Below are 15783 nucleotides of genomic sequence, written 5' to 3'. Positions count from 1 at the left end.
GTTCACGAAACCTTCGTCAAAATCATTCGATTCTTCGAGGGAAAAACGAGAACGAGCACTTGCTCCACAATCTCGTACTCGATTTCCTCGGGCAAATTTTTCGTGTTCAGCGTTGACTGTGGTTGTGCTTCGTCGTAGTGAAGCTGTATCCATTGAAGCATTTGAATCCGATGCTCTTCGACCTCGTATGGCCCGGCATTGGCATGGAGACGGCATGTGTCCGGCACCGTACTGGCATACCTGATGGCCGCGACCAGATGTGATCGGGAGAAGGCAACCAGACCACTCAAGTCATGCGAGACGCCATCTACCTCGTACGTGACGGCTTTCCACATTCCGATCAGAGACCGCTCATTCATCCTCATTCGCCTTGCGAAGTTCAGAGGCGCGTCGCATCCAGTTGGCAAATTGGCGCGAGACGGGGCTCGATGAGTCGGCCAGTGCGAGATGCACCTCGAAGTGATCTGCGCCGGAAACAACGAAGTGTTCCACCGGCCACTGGTGTTGAGCCAATTTTTCCTTCAGCGCGAAGCTCGAATGCTGCACTCGTTGGATTTGCGTTTCTGTCTCGCCCCAGGCGAGCAAAAATGCGGTCCGGTTTTTCTCGACCAACGGGACGGCAAGCGGCGCATTCTGATCGACCGGCATTGGCCCGGCCGGCAGATGCGGCTCGCTGCCAGCGGTACCTGTAATGGCGAGCCGATTGAACGAGCCACTCAATGCGAACACTCCGGCCACGCGCTGAGAAGCAGTCTGCGGATCCAGCGCAACAAGCGTCGCGAGCGCCGCCCCGGCGGAATGGCCACCCACAAAAACCTGCCGGGCGTCTCCTCCGAAGCGATCGATATTACGCAGAACCCATTCGAACGCAAGCCTGCAATCGTCCAATGGAAGCGGCCATTCGACCTCGGGCATGAATCGATATCCAACCGAAACCAGAATGGCCGGGATGCTCATGAGCAGTGGACCCATCAAAGCATTCCATTTCCTGCTGCCTTGAGTGAACCCTCCGCCGTGGATAAGGACGACGACCGGGAGCTTGGTCGGCTTTCCGTGTTTAGCCGATTCGATTCCGGCCGGAACCAGCACGTCCAGCTTGTGCATGGGATGCGCACCATAAGGGATGTCCTCGCGGAAGACACCGTTGCCGGCATCTTTGGCGGTGCGTCCCAGCGCAAGCGCTCGTTCGGCATAATCTGCCGCGCTGATCTGTCTTTGCATCGGGTCGGGAACCTCGTCCTTGGCCGGTCAGACCCGCGCGAAATCATTCGCCGCGATCTTGATCACGATATCGTTCGGGCGCACGAGGCGATTCGATACAGCTGCATACAGCCGGCCAGGCCGTGCTGCGCGAAGCTGCGTACGTGCAATTGCCGGATCGTCGGCACAAGGGTCAACGATCTCGGCAATCACGTCGCCGGCTTGCACATCCGTACCGAGCGGGATCGGATACACGATGACTCCTCCCACGGGCGTGCGCATCATGGAGATGGCTTCGTGCGGAGTCTTTTCGCCTGCCCACTTTGCGTCCGGATCGAACTCGCCTTCGACCACGCCGATACGCGCAAGATGACGAAAGATTGCTTGCGCATCGCGGCTTGCGAGTTCGTCGGTGACATCGGCCGCACCTCGCATCTCGATCGTCACGCTGACGTTCCCTTGAGGAATCGGATAGCTGTCGCCAAGTGTCTGACGCAGATCGTGCCACGGCTTGCTGCACGTTCCGTCGAACAGCGTCGGGGTGTCTGTCACGTGAACGAGTCCGGGATCGATCTCGGCAACGAAGGGATCGAGCATGGACTCGCACCAGGGCGCCACGACCATGCCTGCGATTGCCACGAGTTCCGTGTGCGAGTCCACCACGAAGTCGGCGTCGATTGCCAGCTTGAGCAACTCGGTCTGCAACGATTTCACCTCGGTCGGCGGCTTCAGCGTGTCCAGGGCGGCTTTGAGCGCCTCGCGAATCGCGTGCTTGTTCGCCTCCGCATCGGCGCCGAGCTTGCCTTCGAGCCGTTGCGCCAGACCCGTGGACAGGTCAGGCCAGCCCCGATTGTAATTACCGCCGCCATCGAGTGCCTCACGACCGATCTGATTGCCGAGCACGTTGTCCGACAGCCCGACAGGATTGGCATACGGCACGATGACCAATTCCCCCTTGAAGAGGCCAGCGCGCTCCGCCGCAAGTGAAAGCCGCAGCAAGTGGTGGCCGATCAGAAGGCCCGGTGTTTCATTCGCGTGCAGAGCCGCCTGAAAGTAAGCTTTGGGCCTTGCACCGACATGTCCGATGCGATGGACCTTCAGCGTGCGTTGCGTCCCAGGACTGGACGACAAGATTGGTACGGATTCGATCACATGTGCCATGAAATTTCCTTTCTCGTTACTTCACTTCTCCGGAGGCACTAGCGGGAATGCCGCGCGCCGCCGGTGCCCTCGGTGTTTCTCCGTCGCCCGCGGCTCGTGGATACGCGCCAAGCAACAACAGCACGCCAGCTCCGACAAGGACGATCACCGCATTGATCAGCAGGACAGCGTCATAGCCATTCAGCATCGCCAGGAGTTTGCTGAAGGAGAAAGGACCCAGACCCGCGCCAACGGCAAAACCAATGAAGACACCACCGTAGATCGCAGAGTAAGCAAGCATCCCAAAGTAACGCGAAACAAGATACGCGAGCGCGTCATACTCCACGCCAGACGACGTTCCTACGATCAGGACTAGCAACGACGCTACCCAGAAACTGTTCACACCATGGGCGAGCAGTAGAAAAGCGATGGCGCATGGCACCAGCATTGCAAAGACAACGAGCGGGGCCCAAAGACGATCGAGGAACCAGCCCGTGATCAGCCGGCCGATCACGATTCCGACGCCATACCACGACGCGATGCTTACCGCATCGGACATGCTAAAACCCGACTTGGTCCAAAACCGTTCGAGGTTCGGTGCAATCCCCGCCAGCGCAAGGGACAACAGAAAGAAACTCGCCGACAGCAGCCAGAACGCGGGCGTCCGCAACGCCTGCTTCATCGTGAGACCGGGGAGTGTCGGGACCTTTTCATTTTCTGTCGGCGGGGCAACGTTGGCATCGACGGCTGGCTCTTTAAAAAAGAAGAATGCGATCGGCAAGGTGATGACGAGCAAGAATGCGCCGAGACTGACATAGGCCATGCGCCAACCGAACAGACTAAGCATGTGAAAAGCGTATTGCTTGATCAGCGAGCCGAAGATGCCGGTACCGACGAGACAAATGCCCAGCGCAATCCCACGATGCTTTTTGAAGTGCACCACGACGCTCTTGGTCCATGTCACAGGAAGCGTCCCTGCGCCGAGGACCGTGATGACCGCAAAAATGGCATAGAACGAGACGATGGAACTCGACGTAAGCGACAGCAGCATCCAGCCTATAGCCAGACCCAGGACGGAGCACAGCACGATCTTGCGTGGCCCGATGCGGTCGGCCAGCGTCCCGATGTACGGGCCAAGGAGGCTGGAACCGAAGAACAAGATCATGAATGTGATCATGACTTGCGAGTCAGCCCATCCAAACGCTTTCGTTAGCGAAGGCAAGAACACTCCGGCACTGTAGGACGCCATTGTCGTCAGACTGGTCCCGATACCAATCGTGGCTGCGAGGATGATCCCCCAACCCGTCTTAAATTCCTTTGTACCCGACACGTCGTTCCCCTTTCCGAAGGTAGCCAACTTTGGTGATCGCTGCATCGCGATTGTGCGCGAGCGGTAATTTGATCAAATAATAAAATGATCTGAATTCATTCTTCGGCGGCAGAAAAACTGTGTCAAGCGAAAGGTGCCGCGATCCTCGACACTTTGCGTATTAGCGACGCAAAGCGTCCTGAACCATGCCCACGGGTAACAGCATTTGCGGCGCATAACGCGCAAACGTATGTGCGGTGATTGGCGAAGCAGCAACGAGCGGGATCGGAAGCGACGAAGGATCACGATCTACCGCGTATTTGGCGACGCGTTGACCGAGCGAGGTGGTCATCGCGATACCGCGCCCGTTGCAGCCGATGGGCGCAAACCAGTTCGGTCCGACTTCGAACAATCGTGGGAGAAAATCGGGCGTAAGCGCTGCGCCACCGCGCCAAATGAAATCGAAGCGCACGTTTTCCAATTGCGGGAAGATCCGCTCTAACCGGCGCGCCAGTGAGCGCAACAAGCGAGGCTCAGCCATCCATTGCGTCAACGGGGCCATGCCGCCTGTTACGATGCGCCCGTCAGCAGTGAAACGGAGGGCGAAAAGGTTGTTTCGCGTATCGGACAACGCTTCATCGCCAGTCAACATTGAACGACGTGTCGATGGCGCGAGCACGGATGTTGCGAGTTGGAAGACAGTCAGTGGCACAACACTGCGTGCCACCTGAGGCGCCAGTGCGCGGGGTCCGGAGGGAGCTGCATTTGTACATTGCAGGATCGTCCTGGCTCGCACCGTGCCCGTCGGCGTCTGGAGGATATATCCGCCGCTTGTTTGGCTTACTTTTAGAACCGGCGCGTCGACGAAAATGCGTGCGCCCTTTCCGCTCGCCGTGCGTGCGAGTTCCTGTGTGTAAGCAAACGGATTGAGGTGGCCCCCGCTCGGGTCGTAGAGTGCGCCATGGAATGACTGGCTACCGATCCGCTCGCACGCCTCAGCGCGGTCCATCCAGCGCGCGCGTGATCCGGCTTTTTGCCAAGCGCTCACCCGTGCCTTAAGGCCGCCCACGAGTTCGTTCGCGTGCGCGGGATTTATCCAACCTCCCTGCACGGCTTCACAGTGCAGCCCGTGACGTTTGATGAGATCGAAGACGGTCTGCGCTCCATCGGCGACGAGCCGAACCAGGCGCGGACCGTAGTCGTCGCCGAGAATGCGCACGACGTCCGCCGGACCGACACGCGGCAGACTCGGAACAACCAGTCCGCCGTTACGGCCCGACGCCGCCGTCGCCGGATGCTCGGCTTCGAGTACAGTCACGCTCGCGCCACGTTCCCGCAGCGCCAGGGCGCTGCTGAGTCCCAGAATGCCCGCTCCGATGACCGCGACATCACACTCGACGTCAGCAACGAGCCGTTCGAGTGCGGGAGCGGCGCCGGCCGTGGTTGGCCAAAAATTTTGCCGGAGTGCGGCGTGCGGGTGGTCCGTGTTCATCACGCCCTCGCGAGGCCAAGGGTGCAAGCACCGTTCTTGCGAATCGCCGAACAGCCGGTCATCAGGGCCTGAAGGTCTTGCGCGTCGACTCGCGCGACCACGTTGCCGGCGAGCCAGCCGATCGGGAACAACATCCGGCCACCAGGGCCGTAGAAGAAGCCGAGATCGAAAACCGGTTGCGGGTTACCACCCCACATTTGCGCCGGCACATAGGCCAGCACTAGGTCTCCTGTCTGCGGTGTGATCGTGGCGTTTTCCGGCGCCAGTGCGCAGGAGTTGCGCTCCGGATCGATCATGTCGGTCGGCACCGGACATGAAATCTCCGGACCGGTCCACATTGCGTGTATAGCGGGAATCTGGCGCGGCGTGGCAAGAAAATCCCAAACGAACGCCGAACTCGCTGGGGCCTGCTGCGTGAGCAAGGTGAAACGGGCGCGCAACCCACTCTTTTCTTCGGTCACGACAATACTTCGGGCAGTCATAGTCTCTCCGTGGTGACGCGTGCGCGCGACTCTCGCGTCGGCGCTCGCAACGAACTTGAGATTATTTGATCAAATTATAAAAATTTAAGCAAGCTGTCACACTGTCGGGCACGATCAATAGGAAGGCTCGTCGTTTGCCCTTGACAGTAGCTTTTTAAGCCCTGAAACTTTGTTCAATATCATTTGATCAAATTATTAGGGTCTGCAATGCCACTGAATGTCGGAACCGAGCTTCCTGATTTCGAGGCGGCATCGACGCACGGTGCCCTCAGTCTGTATGACTGGTTGGGCGACAACTGGGGGCTGGTCTTTGCCTTCAAGGCGATGTCGCCTACCTGCAGCACCGAATTTGTCGAATTGGAGAGACACCATGAGAGCTTCGCCGCCCTCGGCACGCGAGTGCTTGGTGTCTCTATCGATAGTGAAAATACCGTCGGTGCGTGGCTGGTCGATCTTCGTGAAGTCCTTAACTGCACGCCCTCCTTCCCGCTGGTGTGTGACGTGAACGGGGACGTACCGGCGCTGCTCGGGCTCATTGATCCGCGTGCCACGCAGGCTAGCCTGCTACGCACCGCATATCTGGTCGCCCCGGATCGACGGGTTGCCGTGTCGCTCACTTATCCGGTCACCAACGGCCGCAGCATTGCCGAGCTGCTTCGCACGCTTAAAGCAGTGCAATTGACAACGAATTGTAAGGTTGCAACATCATCGACATGGAGCGAAGGTGAGCCGGTGATGTTGCCGCCCTCGTTATCGCAAGAGAAGGCTGAGGCCTTATATCCACAGGGTGTCAAAGTCTTGCGCCCATATTTGCGCATCGTTTCGCAGCATTGAGTCGGTTCGCCGAGGAGTTTTAGGATGGCAGTTTTAAAGAAATTCGAGGTGCTGTCACGGCAGCCCGTGTTCGACGGCATGTGCTTCGGCGAAAACGGCCAAGTTGGTGCTTATGAGTTGCTGTCAGGACGCGCGCATTGCGAGATCGATCCAGCAGCGCCCCTCAACAAAGGCATTGTCAATCTGTCGCGAGCTCCGCGTGCAGCGAACGGTCTTGTCGAATACAGCGTGGACTTTCATATCTACAAGCCGGTCGATCTCGAACGCGGGAACGGTTGGCTGTTTTATGAGTATCTCAATCGCGGCACGCAACGCGGGATCGTGCGCATCAACAACGCGCCTGTCGTCGCGCTGCCGTCCACGCCCGCTGACATCGGCAATGGCTTCCTGATGAACGAGGGTTACTCGATCGTCTGGACCGCGTGGCAAGGCAACGTAGAACCCGGCGGCGGACGTATGCTCGCGCAGTTCCCGGTGGCGACCGATGAAGGCAAGCCAATCACGGGCACGGGTTGGGAAGAATTTGTGCTTGATGCGCCCGACTCGATTCGTGGCGCGATCGTGCAAGAAGCCGGCGACGATTGCACGGTGCTGACGCTTTCATATCCCGCCGCGAATCTCGATCCGGCGAGCGCCAGCCTTACCGCGCGCCAGCATGAGCGCGATCCGCGCGTGGCAGCGTCGGGCATCGAGTGGCGCTTCCTGGATCGCAACCGTATCGAAGTTCGACGGCTGCCGCACTGCACGCTAGACCGCGGGGCCATTTTCGAGTTCATCTACGAAGCACAGGACCCTGTCGTAATGGGCCTCGGCTACGCCAGCGTGCGCGACGTGATGGCGTTCCTGAAGTACGAATCCCATGACAGCGAGGGCACGCCGAATCCGCTCTGGCAGGGCGATTACGGTCGCGCCAACCGCGCGCTCGGTTTCGGGCTCTCGCAGAGCGGCCGTGTGTTGCGAGATTTTATCTATCAGGGCTTTAACGAGAGTCTCGATTCGCGCATCGTATTTGATGCGGCCGTGCCAATCATTTCAGGTTCGCGTCGGGCGTGGGTCAATGCAGCCTTCTCGCAGCCGGGCCGATACTCGCGTCAGCACGAGGATCACAACTATCCCGGTGACCAGTTTCCGTTCGCGTATCAGACGCTCACCGACCCGGTCAGCGGGAAGACGGACGGCATTCTGGCGCGGGCCGAAGCATCGAAGACCGTGCCTAGGATCATGCAGATGGACACGGATTCCGAAGCATGGTCGGCGCGCGCATCGCTGGTCGCGACCGATTGTGAAGGCCGGGATCTGCCAGAGCACCCGCAGGTCCGTCTGTATCTTATGACCGGCATCGCCCACGGCGACTACCCCCTGCCGACGCTCAAGGTGACGCGTTACGCGACCAATCCACTCACTTATGGCGCGAGCTTGCGGGCGCTGCTGGTCGCCATGCGCGAGTGGATCGACGACGAAATCACACCGCCGCCCAGTGCGTTCCCTTCGCACGCGAGCGGAACCTGGTGGACGCTGGATAACTTCCGTGAGCGCTTCGAAGCGGACACGGGCATCGACAGTCCTCGCGTCATCAACGAACTGCATCTGCTCGACCACACGCAGGTACCCCCGAAGCAAGGCGCGCGCTACCCGGTTTTTGTCCCATCCGTCGACGCCGACGGCAACGGCAGCGCGGGCGTGCGCCATCCCTTCGTTCAGGCGCCGCTCGGCACCCACGCAGGCTGGGCGCCGCGCGCCGAAGGATTCGCGTGCGGCGGTCTGTACAGCGTCTATGGCTCGTATATTCCGTTCGCGCGCGATGGCGAAAGGCCACTGGATATCGAGGACGACCGCCGCCCCTCGTTCGAGGCGCGCTACGAAAGCCACGACGCCTGGCGAGCCGCCCTGCTCGCGGCGGCCTCCTCGCTGGTGGACCAGCGCCTGATGTTGCCCGACGACGCAGCGCTGCTCGCCGCCGAACTCGATCGCGCCTCCGACCCCTTCCACATCATCTGAACCTCATGATCAATCAGAACACCATTGCGCTCGTCACGGGCGCAGATCGCGGGCTGGGAGCGATGTTCGTCGAAACGCTTCTCGCGCATGGCGCACGTAAGGTCTATGCAGCCACGCATCGTCCCGTTGATGCATCCGCTTACCCGGACCCGCGCGTCGTTCCTCTTACCCTCGACGTGACGCAGTCCGAAGACGTCAAGCGCGCGGCCGAAATCGCCGGCGACGTGACGCTACTCATCAACAACGCGGGCGTCAATATGCAAACAGGGCCGCTCCACGCGGAGCAGCCGAGTCGCGCGCGCATCGAGATGGAAGTGAACTTTTTCGCGACGCTGGTAATGGCCAACGCCTTCACACCGGCTCTGATCCGCACGCGTGGGGCCATGGTCAACATCCTGTCGGTGCTCGCGCGCGTCACGCTGCCGCCAATGACCTCGCTATGTGCTTCGAAGGCTGCTGGATTGCGTCTTTCCGAAGGACTGGATGCCGAACTGGCGCCGCAAGGGGTGCGCGTTTATGCGGTCATGCCGGGTGCCATCGACACCGATATGAGCCGTGGCTACGACGGTGAGAAGCTCACCACGCGCGAAGTCGTCGACGCAACGCTTGCTGCAATCGGCGGTGCACCGCGCGAAATCTATATCGGCGCTATGGCCAAAAGCGTGTCGAGCATGCTGGCCACAGACCGCAACACGCTCCACGCGCAACTTCTCGGCGACGCGCAAGCGCAACCCCAATAAGCGAGGCAAGCATGGGTGAATTCATTCAGATTGAAAGTCACGACGGCAAGGCTTTCTCGGCGTATAAGGCGGTTCCCGCGCAGGGTTCGGGTCCGGGTCTTGTCCTGCTGCAAGAAATTTTCGGCATCAACGGCTACATGAAAAGCATGGCCGATCGCTACGCCGAAGAAGGTTACGTTGTTCTCGTGCCGGATCTTTTCTGGCGCATGGAACCCGACGTAGTCCTGGGCTACGGACAGGAGGACTTCGGCAAGGCGCTGAGCTTCAACGAGAAACTCGATATTGACCTGGCCGTGCGCGATATCGAATCGACCGTGGCCGCTTTGAGCAACCAGACTGAACATGCGGGCAAGATCGGCGCACTCGGTTACTGTCTCGGGGGCAAGCTGGCCATGCTCACCGCCGCGCGCGCCCTGATCGATTGTGCGGTGAGTTACTACGGCGTGGGGCTCGACGCATTCCTTGACGAAGTGCCCGCTATCCGCTGCCCGATGGTGTTCCACTTCGCCGGTGACGATGCCTTCTGTCCGCTCGATACGCGCGAATCCATCATGCGCTCTCTAGCCGTGAATGCGAATATCGAACAATACGTGTATCCCGGCTGCGACCACGCTTTCGCCACCCCCGAACGGGAACACTTCGACAAACCCGCGGCAACGATGGCCTATTCACGTTCGCTTGCGCTCCTGCGCAAGACCATGGGGCCGGTCCATGACCTCAACGCGTTGTGGGAACGCCACTGCTACTACGAATTCGCCACTCGCGACGTCGATGCCATCATGCCGACAATGGTCGCCGAACCCTACGTGAATCACGTTCCGACAATGACTGGCGGCGTCGGTCACGATCAACTAAAGCGCTTCTACAAGTACCACTTCGTCGACGCGAACCCCGAAGATACCCGACTGATTCCTGTGTCCCGCACAATTGGTTCGGATCGCATTGTCGACGAGTTCGTGTTCTGTGCCACGCACGATCGCGAGATCGACTGGCTGCTTCCAGGACTGTCGCCCACGGGCAAGTATTTCGAGATTCCGATGCTCGCTGTCGTCTGTTTTCGAGGCGACAAGCTCTACAACGAGCACATCTACTGGGATCAGGCGTCAGTGCTGGTGCAACTCGGCGTGCTGAACGCTGAAGGCTTACCAGTCGCTGGAATTGATACCGCAAAAAAGATGCTCGACGAAAGCTTGCCGAGCAACGAACTCATGCGCAACTGGGTATCGAGCGAAGGTAAGCCAGTTTGATCCAGGCGCAGCACTAAATACCGCTTCCTGTGGCTTGCGTGTTTGCGGCACGCAAGTCAAGACCATCTTTTCGGACATTCCATGAAACTCGCCAAACGCATCACCGAAACATCGAAGAAGTCTTACGGCATGTACGAGAAAGCCCGCACTTTGCCGGGCGACACGTCTGATCTCATCCATCTCGAACTCGGCTGCCCGCACGCGGACACGCCGATGCCTATCAAAAAAGCGACGATCGACGCACTGCTGCGGGGCGATGTTCACTACAGCGACATGCGCGGCCAGCCCGCATTGCGTCGTGCGCTCGCGGAAAAACTACGCTCACGCAATGAACTCGATGTGACCGAGAACGATATTCTCGTCACGAATGGTCTGACGCATGCGTCGTTTGCTGCATTCTTCGCGCTGATCGACCAAGGCGACGAAGTCATTTTGCTGGCACCGTACTATCCACAGCACATCGGCAAAATCGAAATGGCGGGCGGCAAGCCCGTGATTGTCGACCTGGATCGCACGAATTTTTCGATCGATGCAGCGGCTATCGAGCGAGCGATTACGCCGCGCACACGCGCCATTGTGATCGTTAATCCCGCCAATCCGACCGGCCGTGTGTACAGCCGAGAAGAATTATCCGCCCTTGCCGAGATTGCCATTCGCCACGATCTGGCTGTCCTCTCCGACGAAGTTTACGAGGAAATCGTCTATGACGGCGCAAAGCACATCAGCATCGGCTCATTGCCTGGTATGAAAGAGCGAACCCTTTCGATGTTCGCATTCACCAAGTCGCACGCAATGGACGGCTGGCGCGTTGGCTTCATGACCGCCCCTGATGATGTGATGCCTGCGTTGCTGAAGATCACTGCCAACGATGTTACCCACGTCAATACCTTTATTCAGGCTGGCGCACTCGCGGCGGTCAGCGGCGACCGTGCAATGCTCGAACACCTCGTCAGTGAGGATGCACAGAAGCGTGCAATCGTGGTCGAAAGCCTCAACGCCATGCCGCATGTCAAATGCGCTTCGCCGGAAGGGACCATCTACGCTTTCCCTGACATCAGCTCAACGGGGCTGACGGCGCAGGAGTGTGCCGACCGCATTCTGACCGAAGCGCGTGTCGTCGTCGAAGCCGGAAGCTTCTATGGTGCAGCGGGTGAAGGCCACCTTCGCGTCTGCTTCGGATCGGAGTCAAAAGAACGTATCGTCGAGGCGATGAAGCGCATGCATCGGTTCTTTGAAAGTATTTAAATTTTTAACGCAGTACTAAATAAAAAGGCCGGTAAAATTACCGGCCTTTTCTGCTTTATCTATCTGGCGTCAGAACCGATGACGAATGCCGATGTCACCAACAATTTGATTCGGACTGGACGACGTTCCAATGCCGATGATAGAAGCCCGAACGTTGTTACCCTCCATATGCTCCCCAAGCACCATTGCATAGACGTCGGTCCGCTTCGACAGTGCATAATCTAGCGTCGTACTGACTTGATGGAATTTAGTGGAGCCGAGAGTTGTCAATGTGTAACCCGTACCCGCGGTCAAAGCTGGCGTGAATGAATACGTCATGCCGAGTTCGCCGTTGCGGAACAAGGCATTCTGCACATTTTTGCCTCGAACGCCGGCGTACAGCGATTGCGTATACATCGCATACACGAAGGTCTTGTCGAAACGGTAACTCGTCGCCACGCCGAACGTGCGCAGGAAGCTTCCGCCGAGAACTGTGCGGCCCGTGGGTTGGCCGAAAATCGACGAGACGTCGAGCAGTGACGACGCGCCAGCCACTTCCGTGTAAGCGGCTGCAAGATTCCACGCGCCCGCCGTATAGCTTGCTGAATAACTGTAGGAGCGGCCGTCGCCATTGATATCGCCTGCGAGATTGGAAAACCCGTATTGGGCGCCCAACTGAAGGCCATTCCATACTGGCGTCATATATTGAACCGAATTCGGCACCCGCTGTGCATTGGCGCGGTCGTTGGCGAACGGATGGTCCGAGAACTGGCCAAGGAGCCACGTTGACGTCTCATACATGCCAAGCGTCAGCCCCATGAAGTCATACTGATTGCCGAAAGTGAGCGTACCCCAGCGCTTGTCTTTAAGACCGACGTAGGCCTGCCGACCAAACAGCTTTCCACCCTGCCCGAGCGCGCCGGTAGTCGTGCTGTAGCCGTTCTCCAGCACAAAGATGGCGCTTGTGCCACCGCCCAAATCTTCAACACCGCGAAAGCCCAGTCGGTTTGCTTGCATCACGGAGTTGGTCGCTAGCCAGTCCGTCTTACCGTTGACGTTGCTGACGTAAGCCACGCCTGCATCGACGATGCCATAAAGCGTGACCGAACTTTGGGCGCGACTTTCGACCGGAGCGCAAAGCGCAGCGCAAGAGCCTGAAACGGCGAGCGCCGCCAACCACGCGGGATGTTTGGAAGGTCTATCGATAGGTGTAGATCTGATCATGTCTGGCGAGGATGAGCGTGGAGAATGGTCGTATGCGCACCATCACGTCAAGGCTTTGGTGGCGCTCCATCATTTGATCAAATAATCAAATGATGGAATTGATTCTCTCAGGCCAATAATCCTTGTCAAGCGGGGATCAGCCGACACGCGTTGTTCTCGCAACAGTCCTCGAAAGCCGGACTCGGTACTCCGCAGGCAATTAAGAACTGGTACCATCTCCCAAGCCAGCAACATAAGTGATCGATTGATCACACGAACATCATGAATGAGCAGTTCACGCGTGTCGTGAAGCGGTCGACCATGCAGGAGTCAATCTACGCGCAGCTACGCGCGTCATTGATGCAGGGCCGGTTCGAGCCGGGTCGCCAATTAACTGTAGCTACGCTGGCCGAGGCCTTCGGATCTAGCGCTATGCCCGTGCGTGAGGCGCTCCGTCAACTGGTAGTTGAGAATGGACTGGTTGCGCTGCCAAACGGGACGATTCAAGTGCCGGAGATCAGTGAAAAGCATCTGCGCGATCTCTGCGATGCACGAATTGCCCTTGAAGGGTTGGCCACGGAAATGGCCGCAGCTCACACCGACGAGCAGGTGGTGCGTCGCCTGCGTCGTTTGATATCGGAACATGAGCTCGCAATCAAGCACGACGGCATTCATGAGAGCCTGGTGAAAAATCAGGAATTTCACTTTTTGATTTACCGATCCTCGGGATCATCCGTCCTGCCCCCGCTCATCGAGACAGTGTGGTTGCAGTGCGGGCCGTACATGCGGGTCATCACAGAGGAAGTCGAGCGCGACGAGAAAGTCCCGTACAACACGGCAGGCACTGATTTGCATCACGTTGTGGTGGATGCGTTGGAAGCACACAATGCGCCGGCTGCGCGCGCAGCGATGGAGAAGGACATTCGCATGTCTTTTGAATTTTTGCTCAAAACGATTGGAAAACGGAAGGTCCTCTCTACCGCGCTGTGACGGTTGAACCTAAATGACTCGGTACATTGCACTTGTGGTTTCTAGGAGTCTTAACCGCAGCAGGTCAGTTCCGCGTGGACATCAACACGTCGTCACACGCAAAAGACCGCAGATCGGGGTCGTATCCTCAACGCTGTATCGATCAGTGAACGTTCCGCCACGGTTGCACGCTCGGGCGACCGGAACGACGGCATCGGACCGGCGCCTGCCCATGCTTCGGCAATGGGCTTGAGCAAACAAGGCTTACGAAAACGGGTCGCCCATCAGCAGTATTCAGCCCTGGGACCGTTCCAAGTGGAACGATGCTCGTGTACTCAGCTCATGATTTCGACTTCGCTCGAATCAGACCACTTTCCACAAGCACGTACCACTCAATACGCGTTCAGTTTCATGTTTCAGCGTAAGCGCGCAGAAATGGACGTCTGGAACTCTTTGATCTGAGCGTGCAGGCTATGTCCACTGTTTCGATGAAGTGACCCCCGAAGGTTGCACCTATCTTTGGGGAATGTCTTGGGAAAATATACAGAACAAGCGAAGCTCGCTGCAGTTAAGGATTATTGCGCTGGCCATCACGGGCTCAAGGTCGTCGCGCGACGTCATGGCATCAACGTAGAATCGCTGCGTAGATGGGCAGCGCTTTACCGCGTACATGGCGCTGAAGGTGTGCAGGAGAAGCGTAGAGCGACCTATAGCTTAGAATTCAAGCTATCGGTTTTGCAACGTATGCGAGATGACGAATTGTCCTACCGCCAAGTTGCAGCCCTCTTTGATATCCGAAATTTCAACATCATTGGCAACTGGGAACACGCATACGACGAAGGCGGCATGGCCGGCTTATCGCCGTACGCTTCCGTGCGCCGCCCAAGAATGAAAAAGCCGTCAATAAAAAAGCCTCAGCCGAAGTCATATGATGGCAGCTCCCCTAGCCGCAAAGAGTTGCTGGCAGAACTGGATCATCTTCGAATGGAGAACGCATACCTAAAAAAACTCGACGCCTTAGTTCAAGCGAAGAAGCAAGAAGCGCAGCAGTAAAAGCGCGAATCGTGCTTGAACTAAGGCAACAATATCCACTCGCTGGCTTGCTCAAGGTGGCGGGCCTGGCACGGAGTACCTTCTACTATCAGAAGAAGGCGCTCGGGATTGCCGACAAGTATGCAAGCCTGAAGGTCCAGATTCGCTCGATCTTTGACGAGCATAAGGGGCGGTATGGCTATCGCCGCATCACTGCCGTGATACGGCAAGAAGGCACCAAGATCAACCACAAGACAATTCAGCGCCTGATGGGTGAACTTCGGCTGAAGTCGTACGTCCGGTTGAAAAAGTACCGTGCATTCAGAGGCGAGGTGGGCCTTGCGGCACCGAACATTCTTGAACGGCGATTCGATGCGAAGCGTCCGAACGACAAATGGGTAACTGACGTCACCGAGTTCAATGTCGGTGGCGAGAAGCTGTATCTCTCGCCCGTTCTCGACCTGTACAACGCCGAGGTTATCGCTTTCGAGATAGCCCGACGACCTCTGTTCGACATGGTTGGGACCATGCTCAAGAGAGCGTTCGCGCGCCTCGGACCGAACGACAGACCCATACTCCACTCGGATCAAGGCTGGCAATACCGAATGCCGGTCTATCGGAAGGCTTTGGACAAGCATTCTGTCAAACAAAGCATGTCGCGCCGGGGCAATTGCCTCGACAACGCGCCGATGGAAAGCTTCTTTGGCACACTAAAGTCAGAATTCTTCCACCTAAACAAGTTTCGAGACGTTGATGAACTCCACGCCGGACTGAAAAACTACATTCACTACTACAATCACAAACGTATCAAGATGAAGCTAGGAGGCGTGAGCCCGGTCGCATACCGGTCTCTGCTCGCAACAGCATAGCTGTCACACCGTCCAATTTTCGGGGGTCACTTCATCGAATCAGT

14 protein-coding genes are annotated in these 15783 nt (G+C 57.9%); 7 read left to right on the top strand and 7 right to left on the bottom strand.

What is annotated here, in order from left to right; translation table 11 throughout:
* Positions 1 to 2: 2 nt before the first annotated feature.
* The 6 genes from ACYQ47_RS17335 to ACYQ47_RS17310 all read right to left on the bottom strand — a co-directional run bounded on the left by ACYQ47_RS17335 (position 3) and on the right by ACYQ47_RS17310 (position 5623).
* Positions 3 to 359 carry a hypothetical protein gene (locus tag ACYQ47_RS17335; protein ID WP_459906154.1) on the bottom strand — a complete coding sequence of 119 codons (357 nt, stop codon included), beginning with the start codon at positions 357 to 359 and terminating at the stop codon, positions 3 to 5.
* Complete coding sequence (locus ACYQ47_RS17330) at positions 352 to 1221, bottom strand: alpha/beta hydrolase (protein ID WP_459906153.1); 870 nt, start codon at positions 1219 to 1221, stop codon at positions 352 to 354. The genes ACYQ47_RS17335 and ACYQ47_RS17330 overlap by 8 nt, the downstream gene beginning before the upstream one ends.
* Positions 1222 to 1248: 27 nt before the next feature.
* Complete coding sequence (locus tag ACYQ47_RS17325) at positions 1249 to 2361, bottom strand: succinylglutamate desuccinylase/aspartoacylase family protein (RefSeq protein WP_459906152.1); 1113 nt, start codon at positions 2359 to 2361, stop codon at positions 1249 to 1251.
* A gap of 16 nt (positions 2362 to 2377) precedes the next feature.
* Positions 2378 to 3715 (bottom strand): MFS transporter, encoded by a 1338-nt coding sequence (locus tag ACYQ47_RS17320; RefSeq protein WP_459906151.1) that lies wholly within the window; start codon positions 3713 to 3715, stop codon positions 2378 to 2380.
* Between the two features lie 115 nt (positions 3716 to 3830).
* Positions 3831 to 5141: an NAD(P)/FAD-dependent oxidoreductase gene (locus ACYQ47_RS17315; RefSeq protein WP_459906150.1), complete on the bottom strand. Its 1311-nt coding sequence runs from the start codon at positions 5139 to 5141 to the stop codon at positions 3831 to 3833.
* On the bottom strand, positions 5141 to 5623 hold the full coding sequence (locus ACYQ47_RS17310) for a DUF3830 family protein (RefSeq protein ID WP_459906149.1): 483 nt from the start codon (positions 5621 to 5623) through the stop codon (positions 5141 to 5143). The genes ACYQ47_RS17315 and ACYQ47_RS17310 overlap by 1 nt, the downstream gene beginning before the upstream one ends.
* A 207-nt stretch (positions 5624 to 5830) precedes the next feature.
* On the opposite strand from ACYQ47_RS17310, the gene ACYQ47_RS17305 reads away from it, so the two are divergent.
* The 5 genes from ACYQ47_RS17305 to ACYQ47_RS17285 all read left to right on the top strand — a co-directional run bounded on the left by ACYQ47_RS17305 (position 5831) and on the right by ACYQ47_RS17285 (position 11687).
* A complete protein-coding gene (locus ACYQ47_RS17305; protein WP_459906148.1) occupies positions 5831 to 6457 on the top strand; it encodes a redoxin domain-containing protein in 627 nt (208 codons plus the stop codon).
* A gap of 24 nt (positions 6458 to 6481) precedes the next feature.
* Complete coding sequence (locus tag ACYQ47_RS17300; RefSeq protein ID WP_459906147.1) at positions 6482 to 8455, top strand: alpha/beta hydrolase domain-containing protein; 1974 nt, start codon at positions 6482 to 6484, stop codon at positions 8453 to 8455.
* 5 nt (positions 8456 to 8460) lie between these two features.
* A complete protein-coding gene (locus ACYQ47_RS17295; RefSeq protein WP_459906146.1) occupies positions 8461 to 9195 on the top strand; it encodes an SDR family NAD(P)-dependent oxidoreductase in 735 nt (244 codons plus the stop codon).
* A gap of 11 nt (positions 9196 to 9206) precedes the next feature.
* Positions 9207 to 10442, top strand: coding sequence for a dienelactone hydrolase family protein (locus tag ACYQ47_RS17290; protein ID WP_459906145.1), 1236 nt, complete (start codon positions 9207 to 9209; stop codon positions 10440 to 10442).
* Positions 10443 to 10523: 81 nt separating this feature from the next.
* The gene (locus ACYQ47_RS17285; protein ID WP_459906144.1) at positions 10524 to 11687 is read left to right on the top strand and encodes a pyridoxal phosphate-dependent aminotransferase; all 1164 of its coding nucleotides are present in this window, start codon (positions 10524 to 10526) and stop codon (positions 11685 to 11687) included.
* Positions 11688 to 11756: 69 nt separating this feature from the next.
* Here ACYQ47_RS17285 and ACYQ47_RS17280 read toward each other — a convergent pair whose 3' ends face one another.
* Positions 11757 to 12842, bottom strand: a complete 1086-nt coding sequence (locus ACYQ47_RS17280) for a porin (RefSeq protein ID WP_459906143.1) — start codon at positions 12840 to 12842, stop codon at positions 11757 to 11759.
* Between the two features lie 309 nt (positions 12843 to 13151).
* Here ACYQ47_RS17280 and ACYQ47_RS17275 point away from each other — a divergent pair, with 309 nt between their 5' ends.
* Both ACYQ47_RS17275 and ACYQ47_RS17270 read left to right on the top strand, forming a co-directional pair.
* Positions 13152 to 13859, top strand: coding sequence for a GntR family transcriptional regulator (locus ACYQ47_RS17275; RefSeq protein WP_459906142.1), 708 nt, complete (start codon positions 13152 to 13154; stop codon positions 13857 to 13859).
* Positions 13860 to 14369: 510 nt separating this feature from the next.
* Positions 14370 to 15739, top strand: a protein-coding gene (locus ACYQ47_RS17270; RefSeq protein ID WP_459906140.1) for an IS3 family transposase whose coding sequence is annotated in 2 segments (ribosomal slippage) — positions 14370 to 14847 and positions 14847 to 15739 — 1371 coding nt in all. Because the reading frame shifts where the segments join, the coding sequence is not laid out codon by codon here.
* Positions 15740 to 15783: the final 44 nt, after the last annotated feature.

It is taken from the genome of Caballeronia sp. HLA56 (genome assembly GCF_054655155.1).
This window is presented reverse-complemented; position numbering and strand designations above follow the sequence as displayed.